Origin of the sequence: Micromonospora sp. CMU55-4 (assembly GCF_011602315.1) — a bacterium.
Lineage (GTDB): Bacteria > Actinomycetota > Actinomycetes > Mycobacteriales > Micromonosporaceae > Micromonospora > Micromonospora chalcea.
The window spans coordinates 120,628-136,070 of sequence record NZ_JAAOLH010000004.1; the positions used below are offsets into that span (position 1 = coordinate 120,628).

The following is a 15,443-nucleotide window of genomic DNA, read 5'->3' on the forward strand; positions in this document are numbered from 1 at the left end:
CGACTCGTCCCGCTCCATGGAGAACTATGGTTTTCCCACGTCGGCCGGGCAATCATGGGCTCATGTCCGCGCCGGCCCCGCCGTGGCTCACAGTCGATCGGGCCGTGGTCAGCATCGCGCTGGTGTACCCGATGCGCGGGCCGGCGGGAATGTTCGGCCCGACCTGCGAACTCTGCGCCCAGCTCGCGGTCGAGGAGATCAACGCCGGTGGCGGGGTGCTGGGCCGCGAGGTGCGGCTGGTGCCGGTGGACGGTGGCGCGCCGCCGGCCGAGGTGGCCGCCCAGGTGGAGGCGCTGGTGTCGGTGGGCGCCGTGCAGGGCGTGACCGGCTGGCACATCTCCTCGGTGCGGCAGGCGCTCGCGCCCCGGGTCGCGCACCGCGTGCCGTACGTCTACACCGCCCTGTACGAGGGCGGTGAGCGTACCGAAGGGGTCTATCTGACCAGCGAGACGCCGGACGCCCAGCTGTGGCCCGCGATGCGGCTGCTCGCGGGGGAGCAGGGCGCGCGCCGCTGGTTCGTGGTCGGCAACGACTACGTGTGGCCCCGGCGCACCGCGCGGGCGGCCCAGCGGTACGCGCTGCGCGGCGGTGGTCGTGTGGTGGGGCAGGCGTTCCTGCCGTTGGAGACACACGACTTCGACGACGTGTTGCGCCGGATCGAGCGCAGCGAGGCCGACGCGGTGGTGATGCTGCTCGTCGGCGCGGACGCGGTGCGGTTCAACCGGGCGTTCGCGCGTGCCGCGATGGACCAGCGCTGCCTGCGGCTGAGCACCCTGATGGACGAGAACATGCTGCTGGCCAGCGGGGCGGGCGCGACGCGGCGGCTCTACAGCACGGCGGGCTTCTTCGCCGGCCTCGTGACGCCGGAGAACCTCGACTTCCACGGCGAGTTCGCCCGCCGGTTCGGGGTGGAGGCGCCGCCGCTGGGCAGCCTGGGGGAGTCCTGCTACGAGGGCGTGATGCTGCTCGCCGCGCTGATCGGGCAGGCCCGCACCCTCGACGTACGGGCGATCGAGACGGCTGCCGACACGGTGGCGTACCACGGGCCGCGCGGCCGGCTGCAGCTGCGTCGACGGCACGTGCGCCAGCGGATCTACCTCGCCGAGGCAGACGGTCTCGACTTCACAGTGCTCGCCCAGCTCTGACCGCCCGGTACCGGCCCTTGACACGTCCACCCGGCCCGGCCCTAAGATACTTCCTGCGTGAAGTATCTACCCCAGGGGTGGATACCGCGAATGTCTGTCCACCGTCGGCGGAATCTGTCCGCCGACCATTGTGGTGGCGCAATTCTTCACCGAATTCATCACGGCTGACACCGCCTCGCACGGGGCGGTGTCAGCCGTTGCGGCGTGCGTTCTCTCCGGGTTTCCGGGAAACAGTCAATTAAGGACCGGGAAACGTCCGCGCAATCATGCCGGTCAACGCTTTGCGTGCCCAAAGCCGATGCGATGACCACAGGCGACGTCCACCCGTCGACCCCGGCATCGCCAACTCCACCGGACCGCACCGACCGTCCTTTCGCTACTTGAGCGCACCGCAGGGAGATTAGATGTCACTTCTTTGGGGCCGCCGCATCCTGGCGGGGGCCATGACCCTCGTCGCCGCGGTCGCCGTGACCGCGTGCGGCAGCAAGACCAGTGACGAGGGCGGCGCGGTCGGCGTCACCGCCGACGTCTCCGGCGACACCGTCAAGGTGGGCCTGCTCAACTCGCTCTCCGGCACCATGGCGATCAGCGAGGTCACCGTCCGCGACTCCATCATGCTCGCCGTCGAGGAGATCAACGCGGCCGGCGGCGTCCTCGGCAAGAAGATCCAGCCGATCGGGGAGGACGGCGCCTCGGACTGGCCCACCTTCGCGGAGAAGGCCGAGAAGCTGATCTCCGAGGACCGGGTCGCGGCCGTTTTCGGGTGCTGGACGTCGGCCAGCCGCAAGGCGGTCAAGCCGGTGTTCGAGAAGAACAAGGCGCTGCTGTTCTACCCGGTGCAGTACGAGGGCCTGGAACAGTCGCCCTACATCTTCTACACGGGCGCGACGACAAACCAGCAGATCGTCCCCGGGCTCGACTACCTCAAGGCCCAGGGAACGAAATCGGTCTACCTGGTCGGCAGCGACTACGTCTTCCCGCGAACGGCGAACAAAATCATCAAGGCGTACGCGGCGGCGAACGGCATGACTGTGGTCGGTGAGGATTACGCGCCGCTCGGGTCCACCGAATTCGGCACGATCGTCAACAAGGTCAGGTCGTCCGGCGCGAAGGCGGTCTTCAACACCCTCAACGGCGACAGCAACGTGGCGTTCTTCAAGGAGTACAAGTCGGCCGGGCTCACCGCCGCCGCGATGCCTGTGGTGTCGGTGTCCATCGCCGAGGAGGAGGTCAAGAGCATCGGCACCCAGTACCTGGAGGGTCAGCTGACCGCCTGGAACTACTACCAGACCACGCCCGGCGCGGCGAACGGCAAGTTCGTGGCCGCGTACAAGGCGAAGTACGGCGCGGACAAGCCGACGAGCGACCCGATGGAGGCCGCCTACGTCAGCGTCTACCTGTGGAAGGCGATGGTCGAGAAGGCCGGCGCGTTCGACGTCGAGAAGGTCCGTGGCGCCTCCGACGGCATCACCTTCGAGGCGCCGGAGGGCCTGGTCACCGTCGACGGCAAGACCCAGCACATCGCCAAGACCGCCCGCATCGGCAAGGTCGGCGCGGACGGCCTGATCACCGAGGTGTGGAACTCCGGCAAGCCGATCGCGCCGGACCCGTACCTGAAGACCTATCCGTGGGCGAGCGGCCTGAGCTGACGACGCCGGCCCCGGGCGGGGTGGCCCCGCCCGGGGTTTCGACCAGCAGTACGGGAGTACCCACCGTGACAGTCCTCTTCGGTCAACTCTTCACCGGCATCAGCATCGGCGCGGTGCTGCTGCTCATCGCGCTCGGGCTGGCGCTGACCTTCGGCCAGATGAACGTCATCAACATGGCGCACGGCGAGTTCATCATGGCCGGCGCGTACACCACGTACGTGCTGCAACAGAGCATCACCGGCGCCGGCCTGTCGCTGCTGGTCGCGCTGCCGGTGGCGTTCGTGGTCGCCGGCACGATGGGGGTGCTGCTGGAGATCCTGCTGATCCGCCGGCTTTACGCCCGTCCGCTGGACACCCTGCTGGTCACCTGGGGCGTGTCCCTGATGCTGCAACAGCTCGCGCGGGACATCTTCGGCAGTCCGAACGTGCAGACCCGCGCGCCGGATCTGCTCACCGGCAACGTGGCGGTGCCCGGCGGGCTGACGGTCGCCAACAACCGGCTGTTCATCCTGGCCCTGGCCCTGGCCGCCGTCGCCGCCCTCACGCTGGCGCTGCGGTTCACCCCGCTCGGACGCCGGATCCGCGCGGTCGTGCAGAACCGCGACCTCGCCGCGGTGTCCGGCATCCCCACCGCCCGGGTCGACCGGACGACCTTCTTTCTCGGCTCGGGCCTGGCCGGGCTCGCCGGGGTGGCGCTCACCCTTCTCGGCCCGATCGGCCCGACCATGGGCACCAACCTGATCATCGACGCCTTCCTGGTTGTCGTGGTCGGCGGGATCGGTCAGCTCAAGGGCAGCGTGATCGTTGCCTTCGCCCTCGGGGTCCTCCAGGCCACCGGGGAGTACCTCACGACTCTCAGCGTCGCCAAGGTGATCGTCTTCGTGGCGATCGTCGCGTTCCTCCAGTGGCGGCCACAGGGCCTGTTCACCCTGCGGACCAGGAGCCTCGCATGACCGCCGTGACACCCGCGCCGCCGAGCACCGCCGGCGCACCGGCCCCGGCCGACGTCGCGCCTGGGAGCCGGCCCGGTGGCCGGTCCCGGCTGCGCGCGGCGGCGGGGTTCGCGTTCGGCGCGGCGCTGCTGTTCGCCGTCGCGCCGCTGGCGCTGTCGGACTTCCGGCTGGCCCTGCTCGCCAAGTACCTCTGCGTCGCCATGGTGGCCGTCGGCATCGGCATCGCCTGGGGGCGCGGCGGCATGCTCACCCTCGGCCAGGGCGTCTTCTTCGGCCTGGGCGGCTACGCGATGGCCATGCACCTCAAGCTCGCCGACGCGGGTCCCGGTGGGATGCCCGACTTCATGCAGCTGTACGGGCAGCTCGACGAACTGCCGGTCTGGTGGCGGCCGTTCGCCAGCCCGTGGTTCGCGCTGCCGGCCACGGTGCTGCTGCCGATGGCCGTCGCGTTCGGGCTCGGCTCACTGGTGTTCCGCCGCCGGGTGCGGGGCGCGTACTTCGCCATCCTCAGCCAGGCGCTCGCCGCCGCCATGGTGATCCTGTTGATCGGCCAGCAGGGGACCACCGGCGGCACCAACGGGCTCACCGACATCCAGGGCTTCTTCGGTTACGACCTGGACGACCCGGTCAACCAGCGGATGGTCTACTTCATCATCGCCGGCGTCCTGCTCGCGCTGCTCGCGCTGGCCCGCCAGATCGTCCACAGCCGCTACGGGGAACTGCTGGTGGCGGTGCGGGACAGCGAGGAGCGGGTCCGCTTCCTCGGCTACGACCCGGCGTCGGTCAAGCTCGTCGCCTACGTGGTGGCGGCGGGTATGGCGGGCCTCGCCGGCGCGCTGTTCGTGCCGGCGGTGGGCATCATCTCGCCCGCCCTCATCGGCATCGTCCCGTCGATCGAGTTCGTCATCGGTGTGGCGGTGGGCGGCCGGGCCACGCTGCTCGGGCCGGTGCTCGGCGCGGTGGCGGTCGCCTGGGCGCGTACCGCCCTCTCCGAACGTTTCCCGGGCACCTGGACGTACCTGCAGGGTCTGCTCTTCGTGGTGGTCGTGGCGTTCCTTCCCGGCGGCCTGGCGTCGCTGTGGGCGCTGGCCCGCCGCCGCGCCGAGCGGGCGGAGGTGCACCAGTGAGCGACGACCGGCTGGACGGGCTGTCCGTCCGTGACGTGCGGGTCAGCTTCGACGGCTTCACCGCCGTCGACGGCGTCTCGCTGGAGGTGCCCGCCGGTGACATCCGGTTCCTGATCGGGCCGAACGGCGCCGGCAAGACCACCCTTGTCGACGCGATCACCGGTCTGGTGCGGGCCACCGGCTCGGTGCGCTTCGGCGACCAGGAGCTGCTGGGTCGCCCGGTGCACCGGATCAGCCGGCTCGGCGTCGGCCGGACGTTCCAGACGTCGACGGTCTTCGAGGAGCTGTCGGTCGTGCAGAACCTCGACATCGCCGCGGGCGCCCGCCGGAGCTGGGCCACCCTGGCCCGGCGCCGTCGGGGGATCCCCGACGAGGTGGCCGCCGCGCTGGAGACCATCGGGCTGGCCGGCCGGGCCGACCAGCTCGCCGGCACGCTCGCGCACGGCCAGAAGCAGTGGCTGGAGATCGGCATGCTGCTGGTGCAGGACGCGCGGCTGCTGCTGCTCGACGAGCCGGTCGCCGGGATGAGCCACGAGGAGCGCGACGCCACGGGCGTCCTGCTGGAGACGGTGAGCCGGGATCGCACGGTGGTGGTGATCGAGCACGACATGGACTTCCTGCGTCGCTTCGCGCGCAGCGTCACCGTGCTGCACGCGGGGAGGGTGCTCAGCGAGGGCACCGTGGCGCAGGTCCAGGCGGACCCGCGCGTGCAGGAGGTCTACCTCGGCCACCCGGTCGACGCCGGGTCGGTCCCCAGCCCTCTGGAGGCATGATGCTGACCCTGCGTGGGGTGCACGCCGGATACGGGCGTTCCCGGGTGCTGCACGGCGTGGACCTCGCCGTCCCGCCCGACGGGGTGGCCGCGGTGCTCGGGCACAACGGCGCCGGCAAGAGCACCCTGCTGCGGGTCGCGGCGGGCCTGCTGCGCCCGAGCGCCGGCACCGTCGAGCTGGACGGCGAGGACGTCACCCGTCTCGCGCCGCACGAGCGGGTGGCGCGTGGCATGGCGTACGTCCCGCAGGGCCAGCAGTGCTTCCCGCACCTGACGGCGGCGGAGAACCTGCGCCTCGTCGCCGACGCCCGGCGCGACGGCGCGGTGGCGACGGCGGAGGCGCTGGACCTGTTCCCGGCGCTGCGTCCGCTGCTGCGGCGGCGGGCCGGGCTCCTCTCCGGCGGCCAGCGTCAGCAACTCGCCATCGCCCGCGCGTTGATCACCCGGCCCCGGCTGCTCATGCTCGACGAGCCGACCGAGGGCATCCAGCCGTCGGTGGTCGCCGAGATCCAGGAGCGGATCGTCGAGCTGACCCGGCAGTCCGGCTTCAGCGTGCTGCTCGTCGAGCAGCATCTCGGGTTCGCGCTGCGGGTGGCGAACCGTTATCACGTCCTCGAATCCGGCCGGGTCACCTCGCACGGCGACGGGGGAGTGACGGCGGAGCGGGAGGTCCGGGCGGCTCTCGCGGTCTGATCCGGGACGGGTCCGATTTACATTGACGGCGGTCTTTACTAAGATCGTGGCTGGGAGTCGCCAAGCGCTGCTGGGCAGCAGTGCCGTCCACCTGGTGGGCGGCTTGAATCGATCGGCGTCACCTTCTCCGGGGTGGGCACCCAGCGAGGGCCACTGGGCGTCGGCGCATCCACTGGAGCATCATGAAAATCTCACGGACAGCACGCCGTCTGGGACTGGCCGCGGCCGCAGTTCTCGTCGCCTCGTTCACGATGGTCGTGGTCAACCAGGCCGGTCCGGCCTCGGCGCACGGATCGGTCACCAACCCGCCGTCACGCAACTACGGATGTTACGAGCGCTGGGGTTCCGACCACCTCAACCCCACGATGGCCCAGACCGACCCGATGTGCTGGCAGGCGTGGCAGGCCAACCCGAACACCATGTGGAACTGGAACGGCCTGTACCGCGAGAACGTCGGCGGCAACCACCAGGCCGCCGTGCCGGACGGGCAGCTGTGCAGCGGCGGTCGCACCCAGAACGGCCTGTACGCCTCGCTCGACGCGGTCGGCGCGTGGACCGCGAAGTCGATGCCGAACAACTTCACGCTGACGCTGACCGACGGCGCCAAGCACGGTGCCGACTACATGTTGATCTACATCACCAAGCAGGGTTTCGACCCGACCACCCAGCCCCTCACCTGGAACAGCCTCGAACTGGTGCTGCGCACCGGCAGCTACCCGACCACCGGGCTCTACGAGGCGCAGGTGAACGCGGGCAACCGCACCGGGCGGCACGTCGTCTACACCATCTGGCAGGCGTCCCACCTCGACCAGCCGTACTACCTCTGCAGTGACGTGATCTTCGGCGGCGGCAACAACCCGCCGCCGACGACCCCGCCGCCGACCACGGCGCCGCCCACCACCCCGCCGCCCACCACGGCGCCGCCCACCACGCCGCCGCCAGCCGGCAACGGCGCCTGCACCGCCACCTACCGCAAGACCAGCGAGTGGTCCGGTGGCTTCGGCGCCGATGTCACCGTCCAGGCCGGCAACGCCGCCATCTCCGGATGGACGGTGGCGTGGACCTGGCCCAACGGCCAGAGCATCACCAACGCCTGGAACGCGACGGTCACCTCCAGCGGCTCGTCGGTCTCCGCGTCGAACGTCGCCTACAACGGTTCCCTGAGCGCCAACGCCAGCACCAGCTTCGGCTTCAACGCCTCCTGGAACGGCACCAACTCCGCACCCACCCTCACCTGCACCGCCCGGTAACAGCGTCTGCGGTGGGGTGGCGCGGCACGCGCCACCCCACCGCCGGCAGGGCCCTGCGCCAGCATCAGGAACCGCGACGAGGTGAGGAACGACAATGATTTCCCGGGTAGGCGTCGGCGGCTGGTACCGAAGCGTCTTCGTGTGGATCGAGGTGTGCCTGCTTGCCGCGTCGCTCGGTGTGGCCGCCCTGGTCACCTCGACCACCCCGAGGACGGACCCGGCAGTTCTCCGCCAGGAGATCCTGACCCGGATGCGTACGACCCTCGAGCAGGCGGACCCGAAAGATCATCAGCACGCCGGGCACACCGCCCCACAGGCGCCGGCCGGAGAGCAGGCGCTGCCGGCGATCGTCTGCGGAGTCCATGTCTACGGTTACGAGCCCACCGAGGCCGCCACACTGGCCGACGTCGAGACGGTCTACGGCTTCCACCTCTGCGGCGTCGCCGAACAGAAGCGCCACTGGGACGGGGCGGTCAAGCTCGTCGGCCCGGTGATCATGGACATGACCACCCAACCTCCCGGCATTCAGGTGGTCGAGGCGACCGCCGACGTCAGGTTCGTCGACCGGCTACGGGAGATGTTCCCCGACAAGTACGAGGAACTGGCGCTCAGGGAGGCGTTGCCCGCATCGGAGATGGCCGACCTGCGACGCCGGTACGACGCCGCCGCCGGCCTCTGACCACGCCGGACGGCCGACACCCGCCGGCGGGCAAGCGGCCTGGCCGGCAGCAGATCGTCACCGGCGGGGATGCTCTCCTTCCGCCGTCTGTGGCAGCTGTTGCGCCGGTTCACGCCCGCGGCGGGTCCAGGAAGCGTTGTGCCAGATCGGCGAGGGTGTCGGCGGTGGTGTCGACGGGCGCGGTCGGCAGCACGATGTGGCTGACGACCAGTCGCGCGAGGGATTCGGCGCCGACGGTGACGTCATCGGCCGGTACCCGGGGCAGGTGCGTGCCCGCCCACTCTCTCAGCACCGTGACGGCGGCGGCCAGGGCCAGGTCGGCGCGGGTGGTCAGGTAGGGGAGCAGGGCGTCGGTGCCTCGGGCGCTGTTGAGGACGGTTTTGACCAGCGGGTCGGTGCCGGCCTGCGTCAACACGAACGTGACCGCGGCATGGACGGCGGCCCGTACGTCGCCGCCGTGTGCGGACAACGCCTCCCGTACGCCGTCCGTGAACCGGTCGATCTCGCGGTGTGCGATGGCTTCGCCGAGTCCGGCCTTGTTGGTGAACTCGTTGTAGAGCGTCTGCCTGCTCACGCCCACGCGGGCCGCCACGTCGGCCATTCGTACCGCGTCCCAGCCGCGGTCGATCGCCAGGTCGCGGCCGGCCTTGAGGACCGCGTCGCGCAGGTGGCGGCGCGCGGTGTGGCGATAAGGCGGAGGGTCGACCATGGTGCGCCGAGTCTATCGACTGGACACATACGCCTTGCATGCCCACCAAATTTACGCGCGGCCAGATATTGTCAAGCATGGGTATCCGTGTGACAGTCGACGCAGCGCTCGACACTCCGGAGGCGGCACATGCAGACCTCGATCGATGCTCCAGCGGTCGCCGCCGGTTGGCATGACGGCAAGAAGCACCTGTGGCCACTGGCTCTTCTCGTGCCGGTGCTGCCGTTCCTGGCGTACGCGTTGTGGCAGGCCGGTGCGGGACCCGCTGCCTGGTGGCTCACCCCGGCGGTGGTCTTCGGACTCATCCCGGTCATCGACGTGCTGCTCGGTGACGACGGGGAGAACCCGCCCGACGACGTCGCCCGGCGGTTGCAGGAGGTCCGTTACTACCGCTGGATCACGTTCCTGTTCCTGCCGGCGCAGTACGCCGCCCTGCTGCTCGGAGCATGGGTCTGGACGCGTGGCGGCCTCGGTCTCGCCGGCGCCGCCGGCCTGGTCGCCACAATCGGAATCGTCAACGGACTGGCCATCAACACCGCACACGAGCTCGGCCACAAGCGCGAAACGGTCGAGCGGTGGATGTCGAAGATCGCGCTCGCGCCCACCGGGTACGGCCACTTCTACGTCGAGCACAACCGCGGACACCATGTCCGTGTCGCCACACCGGAGGATCCGGCCAGCGCCAGGCTGGGGGAGAGCTTCTACTCGTTCTGGCCACGTACGGTCTGGGGCAGCCTCATCTCGGCGTGGCGGCTGGAGACCGGCCGCTTCCGGCTGCGGCACAAGAGTCCGTGGACGCTGCGCAACAACCTGCTCAACGCCGGGCTCATGACCGTCGTGCTCTTCGCCCTGCTGATCGCGGTGTTCGGGTGGCGGCTCGTGCCCTTTCTGCTCCTACAGGCGATCGTCGGCTTCTCGCTGCTGGAAGCGGTCAACTATCTCGAGCATTACGGACTGTGCCGCCGGCGCACAGCCACCGGCCGCTTCGAGAAGGTCGACCCACGACACAGCTGGAACAGCGACCGCGTCGTCACCAACGTGTTCCTCTTCCAGCTGCAACGCCACAGCGACCACCACGCCAACCCGCTGCGCCGCTACCAGACGCTGCGCAGCTTCGACGTCTCGCCGCGGCTGCCCGGAGGCTACGCCTCGATGGTGTTGCTCGCTCTCGTTCCGCCGCTGTGGTACCGGGTGATGAACCCACGGGTTCTGGCGCACTACGGCGGCGACCTGAACCTCGCCAATCGCAACCCCCGCGCCGAGGCCCGACTGCGGCGCCGCTACTAGACCTCGGCCCTGCGCCGCGAATTGCGAGCACCCTTCTTATTTGCATCGACCGGGATTACGCTCTGGGCCAGTCCTGAGGTGGATCACATCGGAGGTTCCTATGAGGAGAATGACCATCCGTCGCACTTCTGCGCTCCGCCTGGTGTCGGGCGCACGCCGGCTGTGGATCGAGTGGTGCTGGTAACTGCCGGTCCGGCGGGCGCTTCCGGGCGCCCGCCCCTGCGGCGGTGGGCCCTGCGGTGACCGGCGGGCCGGAACGTTACGACTGCCACCGCGACCACGGGCCGTACGCCGGGGTCTCGGTCTTTCTGGGTCGGGTCGCCGCCGACCGGCCCCGCCTGGCGGCCCGGCACGCGGTCGAACTGCGCGCGATCGCCCCCCGGCTCGATCCGGCGGCCCGGCCGGCCGCCGAGGAGGAGCCGATCCGCTTCCACCCCGCCCGCCGTACCGCCTGCCTTGCCTACGGCGCGGCGGAGTTGGTGGCGGCCTGGGCCGGCACGCTCCGGCGGCCGGTGACCGTCCGGTTCGATCACGTCGCCAGCGCCGACGAGACGACCACCGAGCTGCTGGACGCGCTGGCCCGCCGGCTCGGGCCTTCCCCGGTGCGCCTCGACCTGCGCGACGAGGGCGCCCCCGACCCGGCGCCCGACGGGCGCACCCCGCAGGCGCTGCGGCGGGCCCTGGGCGACAGCCTGGCCCGCGGCTACTACCACCACGCGGCCCGGGTCGCCCGGCGCGGGCGGGCGACGGTCACCCCCGACGGCGACCTGCGGCACTGGTGGGCGTTCACCACCGGCCTGGCCACCGCCCTGGCGGCCCTGAACCGGGCCGCCGAGGCGCTCGACCTCTACGACGAGGCGCGGGCCGTCACCGACGATCCGAAGATCACGATGTCGGCGGCGTACGCCACCGCCATGCTGCACGCCCGGCACCTGCCGGCGGCCGAGCAGGACCCGGCGCTGGCCCGGCAGTGGCTGGAGCGGGCGCTGTACCTCGCCGCCGAGCTGGCCGACCCACGCCAGCGGCTGTTGTCGACGGTCTTCTACGAGCAGGGCCTGGCGCTGCTGGACAGCCGGGCCGGCCGGCCCGACCGCGCGCTGCGGCTCGTCGACGACGGACTGGCCCGGCTGACGGCCGCGCTCGGGCCCGGCGAACGCCCGCAGGACCTGGCCCGGCTGCGCCACAACCGGGCGCAGGTTCACCTCGCGCTGGGCGACCCGGCGCGGGCGCTGGCCGACCTGGACACCGTGATCGCCCACGACCCGGACAACTGCGAGTACTACGTGGACCGCGCCGCCCTCTACCGGGCGGCGGGCCGGAGCCGGGCCGCGATCAGGGACTACGACGCCGCCATCCGGCTGGGACCGCACCTGCCCGAGGCGTACTACAACCGGGCCGTGCTCCACCAGGAGCGGGGCCGCCCCGAGCGGGCGCGCGCCGACCTGGAGCGGGTGCTCGCCATCGAACCCGGGCACCTCGACGCCCGGATCGCCCTGGTCAACCTGCACGTGGAGCGCGGCGAGCTCGACGCCGCCGAGGCCGGCGCACGGGCCGGGCTGGCCGGCGCTCCGCACGAGCCCGCGCTGCTGTGCACCCTGGGCCTGATTCTCGCCGAGCGCGGCCGGCCCGCCGAGGCCGACGAACTGCTCACCCGGGCCCTGAGCGGGGACCCCGAGCTGGTGGAGGCGTGGACGAACCGGGCCGCCGCCCGGTTCGAGCGCGGCGACGTGGCCGCCGCGCTCGCCGACCTGAACCGGGCGGTGGCGCTGTCGGAGGCCCCCGTGCCGCGCTACAACCGGGGCACGGCCCTGACCCGGCTGGGCCGGTGGGACGAGGCGGCCCGCGACTTCGCCCATGCGCTCGCCCAGCCCGGCCTGGACCGGGCCCTGCGCCGGGATCTGCGCGCGGAACTCGCCCGCTGTCGCCGGGCGCTGGCCGGCTGACCCGGCCGGGCGTAGCTCGGGAGACGGTCGAAGACGCGCGGATCGCCACTGCCGCTCCGGCCCCGCCCACGATCGCCCCCCGTCGCCGGCGTTCACAGCAGCCGGCGCCGGGTCAGGAGCCGGAAGGCCAGATATCCCGGCGGTACCGGGAGCCAGAACGTCGCGAGACGGTAGATCAGGGTGCCCGCGACGGCGGCGTCCAGTGGCACTCCGTAGAGCAGCAGACCGGAGACGAGCGCGGCTTCGGTGGCGCCGAGCCCGCCGGGGGTGGGCGCGGCGGACGAGACACCCTCGCCGACGAGGCAGACCAGGATCACCGGGGGCAGGTGGGCCAGCGGGACCGGGCCGGCGGCGATCAGCGCGACGTAGAGACAGAGGCCATAGGTGAGGGTGAGCGCCGTCGACGCGACGACGAGCCACCGCAGCCCGTGCTGGTGGCGCAGTTCGCGCAGCGCGGTCACGACCTGGCCGGCCGCGGCGCGTCCACGCCGCCGGACCCGGGGTACGGCGAGCACGCCGGCGAGGACCAGCAGCACGGCCAGGGCGCCCAGTAGCAGCGGCAGTGCCCTGGCCGCGTCGTGGGTGAGGATGCGGGCGGGCTGGCGTGCGAACGGCAGCAGCACCGGCAGCAGCAGCACGACGGACACCACGCCGGCGGCGCGGGAGACGGCCACGGCGGTGCCCGCGTCAGCGGCGACGAGTCCCTTCTGGTGCAGGTAACGCAGGCTGAGCGCGGCGCCGCCGAGGCTGCCGGGCGCCAGCCGGTTGGCGAACGACGCGGCCACCTGCACCAGGGTGGCCTCGCCCAGCGGGACCCGGCCGGCCGTGGCCAACCGGAGCACGAGACCGCTGAGCAGGTAGGTCAGAGCGGAGCCGAGCAGCGTCGCGGCGACCGCTACCGGGTTGGCGTGCACGATCAGACCCAGGGCGGTGCGGATCTCGCCGAGCTGGGGGAGCAGCAGGTGCACGACCAACCCCAGGACCAGCAGCTCCAGGACGGTGCGGCGGCTGATCCGGACCACCTTCGCCGCCGGGCGGTCGCGGTCCGGGCTGCGTCGCAGGATCTCCTGGCGAAGGCTGTCGAGCATGCCGGGCCGGGCGCGCAGGGCGGTCCGGCCGGCGCGGGACAGCACCGCGGGTTGCAGGAACGGCACGCTGTCCGCGACCGCCGCGACACCCAGGCGGTCGATCGCCGCATCGACCACGCCGGCCGGGTCGACCCGGCCGACCAGGGCGACCATCAGCTCGACGACGTCGCGGGCCCGCTGCTCGGCCGAGGCGTCGTCGGCGCCGAAGCCCAGGTCCACCAGGTAGACGTGGTCCCGGCCGACGAGCACATTCGCGGCCCGCAGGTCCCGGTGCGCGATGCCCACCCGGTGCAGACGCGCCACCTGGTCCCAGGCGTCGCGTACGGCGGCAAGCGGGACCGGCCCGACGACGGTGTGCAGCGGGGCGGCGTCGATGAACTCCTGCACCAGCACGGCGTCGCCGCCGGGCGCGGCGGCGGTCGTGACGACGGCCGGTATCCGCACGCCGGCACGCGCGGCGAGCAGGGTCAGACAGGTCTCGTGTTCGCTCTGCTGCCGTGCGCTCAGGTACGGCGGCGCGTCGGCCACGTGGCGGTAGCGCATCCGCCGGTAGAGCTTGTAGACCCAGTCCGCGTCGCGTTGCTCGCCACCGGTCACCTTGACGAACAGTCGCCGACCGCCGGTGGTGACCGCCTGCCACGGCTGCGAGCCACGGGCGTCGCCGTGGATCGGCGCCAACCATGCCACCTCGATCCCGCGCCGCCGCAGCGTCGCCCGCAGTGCGGGCACCGACCGTTGCGGCCCGACCTCGCCGACCACGAGTCGGGCCAGACACACCGCGAGCCAGCCGACGAGGACACCGCCGGCCACGTCGATCGGCAGATGCGCTCCGACGTGGATCCGCGCGACGGCGACCAGCCCGATCACCACCCAGGCGGCGCGGCGCCACCGGGGGCCGCCGGCCCGCGCGGCGACGAGCGCCAGGGCGGTGGCGACCGCGACGTGTCCCGACGGGTACCCGAGGCGTCCGGTGATCGTCTCGCGCAGGACCACGTCGGTGAACAGCGCCGCGGGCCGCTGCCGGGCGACCGCGGCCTTGACGGCTGTCGCGAGCCAGTACGCCAGATTCCCGGCCAGCAGGAGAGTCCACGCGGCGCCGATGCGGCGTGCGATGACGGCTGCTGCGGCGGCGACGAACACCGCCGGGTACGAGCCGAGCTGCATGACCAGGACCAGGACCGGGGTCAGCCCGGCCGGAAGGTGGTTGAGCAGGGTGAACAGGTCCTGCTCCCAGCGAGGCACCCGGTGGCTGCGTACGGCCGCGCTGAGCGCCGCCAGAAGGCACGCCGAGACGGTCAGGCTGACCAGCAACGCCGGCGACGGGCGATGCGTACGCGCTCCCACCGGTCCTCGGCCGCCCCTCGTCCGGCACCGTCCCTGCCGTCGACCCGAACCCTACGTTTCGTCCGCCCGCGGGAGGCGCTTCTCTCTCACCGGCCACTCTCCGGGGCGACAATCATCGGGTGGACAGGATCCTGGCGGTGCTCGTGGGGCTGCCGCCGCTGCTCGTCCTGACCCTGGTGATCGTCCTGCCGGCCCTGGAGTCCTCGACGCTGCTCGGGCTGGTCGTACCGGGTGAGACAGCGATCCTGATCGGCGGGCTGGTGGCCCACGGTGGCGCGCTGCCGCTGTGGGCGGTGGTGGCCGCCGGGGCGGCCGGGGCCTGCCTCGGTGACCAGGCCGGGTACGCCCTCGGCCGCCGGTACGGCGCGGGTGTGCTCGCCCGCGCCCCGCGAGTGCTGCGCCGGCGCCTCGACATCGCGCGGGCCCGCCGCCTGGTCGCCCGCCGCGGGGCGTGGGCGGTGCTCATCGGACGCTGGGTGGCGGTGCTGCGCGCCGTGGTTCCCATGATCGCCGGCGCCGGTGGGATGCGGTGGCCGGTGTTCCTGCGGGCGAACCTGGCCGGCGGCCTGGTGTGGGCGACGGCCGTGGCGCTGCTGGGCTACCTGGGCGCCGCCTCCTACCGCTATCTGGAACGGGAACTGGGCATCGGGGAGTGGGCGCTGCTGGCCCTGATCGGCGTCGGCGTGGCGCTGCGGGCGTGGCAGAGGGCACGGCGCGAACCGGCCGACGGTGAGCGGGCAGGCCAATCACCCGCGCGCGGTGGGGCGGATCGGTAGCGTCACTCGTGGGGGTGGCCGGCGACCG

The 15,443-nt window shown here is 72.1% G+C and carries 13 protein-coding genes; 11 read left to right on the forward strand and 2 right to left on the reverse strand.

Features of this window, described 5'->3' with window-relative positions:
* The first annotated feature begins 62 nt into the window (after window positions 1-62).
* The 8 genes from HA073_RS09055 (at window position 63) to HA073_RS09090 (ending at window position 8,268) form a co-directional block, all read left to right on the forward strand.
* Window positions 63-1,145 (forward strand): substrate-binding domain-containing protein, encoded by a 1,083-nt coding sequence (locus tag HA073_RS09055; protein ID WP_043322855.1) that lies wholly within the window; start codon window positions 63-65, stop codon window positions 1,143-1,145.
* A gap of 404 nt (window positions 1,146-1,549) precedes the next feature.
* Entirely contained in the window at window positions 1,550-2,794 is a 1,245-nt protein-coding gene (urtA, locus tag HA073_RS09060) for an urea ABC transporter substrate-binding protein (protein WP_166456138.1), read from the forward strand.
* A 65-nt stretch (window positions 2,795-2,859) separates the two neighbouring features.
* The gene (gene urtB / locus HA073_RS09065; protein WP_043329910.1) at window positions 2,860-3,747 is read left to right on the forward strand and encodes an urea ABC transporter permease subunit UrtB; all 888 of its coding nucleotides are present in this window, start codon (window positions 2,860-2,862) and stop codon (window positions 3,745-3,747) included.
* Window positions 3,744-4,874 (forward strand): urea ABC transporter permease subunit UrtC, encoded by a 1,131-nt coding sequence (gene urtC, locus HA073_RS09070; RefSeq protein ID WP_043322861.1) that lies wholly within the window; start codon window positions 3,744-3,746, stop codon window positions 4,872-4,874. The genes urtB and urtC overlap by 4 nt, the downstream gene beginning before the upstream one ends.
* Window positions 4,871-5,647: an urea ABC transporter ATP-binding protein UrtD gene (gene urtD / locus HA073_RS09075; RefSeq protein WP_084789371.1), complete on the forward strand. Its 777-nt coding sequence runs from the start codon at window positions 4,871-4,873 to the stop codon at window positions 5,645-5,647. The genes urtC and urtD overlap by 4 nt, the downstream gene beginning before the upstream one ends.
* Window positions 5,647-6,339, forward strand: coding sequence for an urea ABC transporter ATP-binding subunit UrtE (gene urtE, locus HA073_RS09080; protein WP_064446439.1), 693 nt, complete (start codon window positions 5,647-5,649; stop codon window positions 6,337-6,339). The genes urtD and urtE overlap by 1 nt, the downstream gene beginning before the upstream one ends.
* Before the next feature lie 182 nt (window positions 6,340-6,521).
* The gene (locus tag HA073_RS09085) at window positions 6,522-7,589 is read left to right on the forward strand and encodes a lytic polysaccharide monooxygenase (RefSeq protein WP_043322864.1); all 1,068 of its coding nucleotides are present in this window, start codon (window positions 6,522-6,524) and stop codon (window positions 7,587-7,589) included.
* 94 nt (window positions 7,590-7,683) lie between these two features.
* A complete protein-coding gene (locus HA073_RS09090; RefSeq protein ID WP_166456139.1) occupies window positions 7,684-8,268 on the forward strand; it encodes a hypothetical protein in 585 nt (194 codons plus the stop codon).
* Window positions 8,269-8,377: 109 nt separating this feature from the next.
* Here the strand turns inward: HA073_RS09090 and HA073_RS09095 are convergent, their stop codons facing one another.
* Complete coding sequence (locus HA073_RS09095) at window positions 8,378-8,977, reverse strand: TetR family transcriptional regulator (RefSeq protein WP_064445449.1); 600 nt, start codon at window positions 8,975-8,977, stop codon at window positions 8,378-8,380.
* 129 nt (window positions 8,978-9,106) lie between these two features.
* Here HA073_RS09095 and HA073_RS09100 point away from each other — a divergent pair, with 129 nt between their 5' ends.
* Window positions 9,107-10,264 carry an alkane 1-monooxygenase gene (locus HA073_RS09100; RefSeq protein ID WP_043322873.1) on the forward strand — a complete coding sequence of 386 codons (1,158 nt, stop codon included), beginning with the start codon at window positions 9,107-9,109 and terminating at the stop codon, window positions 10,262-10,264.
* A 227-nt stretch (window positions 10,265-10,491) separates the two neighbouring features.
* Window positions 10,492-12,207, forward strand: a complete 1,716-nt coding sequence (locus tag HA073_RS31105) for a tetratricopeptide repeat protein (protein WP_309227999.1) — start codon at window positions 10,492-10,494, stop codon at window positions 12,205-12,207.
* Window positions 12,208-12,299: 92 nt separating this feature from the next.
* Here the strand turns inward: HA073_RS31105 and HA073_RS09110 are convergent, their stop codons facing one another.
* Window positions 12,300-14,639 (reverse strand): lysylphosphatidylglycerol synthase domain-containing protein, encoded by a 2,340-nt coding sequence (locus HA073_RS09110; protein WP_166456140.1) that lies wholly within the window; start codon window positions 14,637-14,639, stop codon window positions 12,300-12,302.
* A 119-nt stretch (window positions 14,640-14,758) separates the two neighbouring features.
* Here HA073_RS09110 and HA073_RS09115 point away from each other — a divergent pair, with 119 nt between their 5' ends.
* A complete protein-coding gene (locus HA073_RS09115; RefSeq protein WP_166456141.1) occupies window positions 14,759-15,415 on the forward strand; it encodes a DedA family protein in 657 nt (218 codons plus the stop codon).
* The last annotated feature ends 28 nt before the right edge of the window (window positions 15,416-15,443 follow it).

Excerpts from the sequence above, each read along its gene's own strand:
- HA073_RS09055 (WP_043322855.1), top strand. The coding sequence starts at position 63 with ATGTCCGCGCCGGCCCCGCCGTGGCTCACAGTCGATCGGGCCGTGGTC.
- urtA (WP_166456138.1), top strand. The coding sequence starts at position 1,550 with ATGTCACTTCTTTGGGGCCGCCGCATCCTGGCGGGGGCCATGACCCTC.
- urtC (WP_043322861.1), top strand. The coding sequence starts at position 3,744 with ATGACCGCCGTGACACCCGCGCCGCCGAGCACCGCCGGCGCACCGGCC.
- urtE (WP_064446439.1), top strand. The coding sequence starts at position 5,647 with ATGCTGACCCTGCGTGGGGTGCACGCCGGATACGGGCGTTCCCGGGTG.
- HA073_RS09085 (WP_043322864.1), top strand. The coding sequence starts at position 6,522 with ATGAAAATCTCACGGACAGCACGCCGTCTGGGACTGGCCGCGGCCGCA.
- HA073_RS09090 (WP_166456139.1), top strand. The coding sequence starts at position 7,684 with ATGATTTCCCGGGTAGGCGTCGGCGGCTGGTACCGAAGCGTCTTCGTG.
- HA073_RS09095 (WP_064445449.1), bottom strand. The coding sequence starts at position 8,977 with ATGGTCGACCCTCCGCCTTATCGCCACACCGCGCGCCGCCACCTGCGC.
- HA073_RS09100 (WP_043322873.1), top strand. The coding sequence starts at position 9,107 with ATGCAGACCTCGATCGATGCTCCAGCGGTCGCCGCCGGTTGGCATGAC.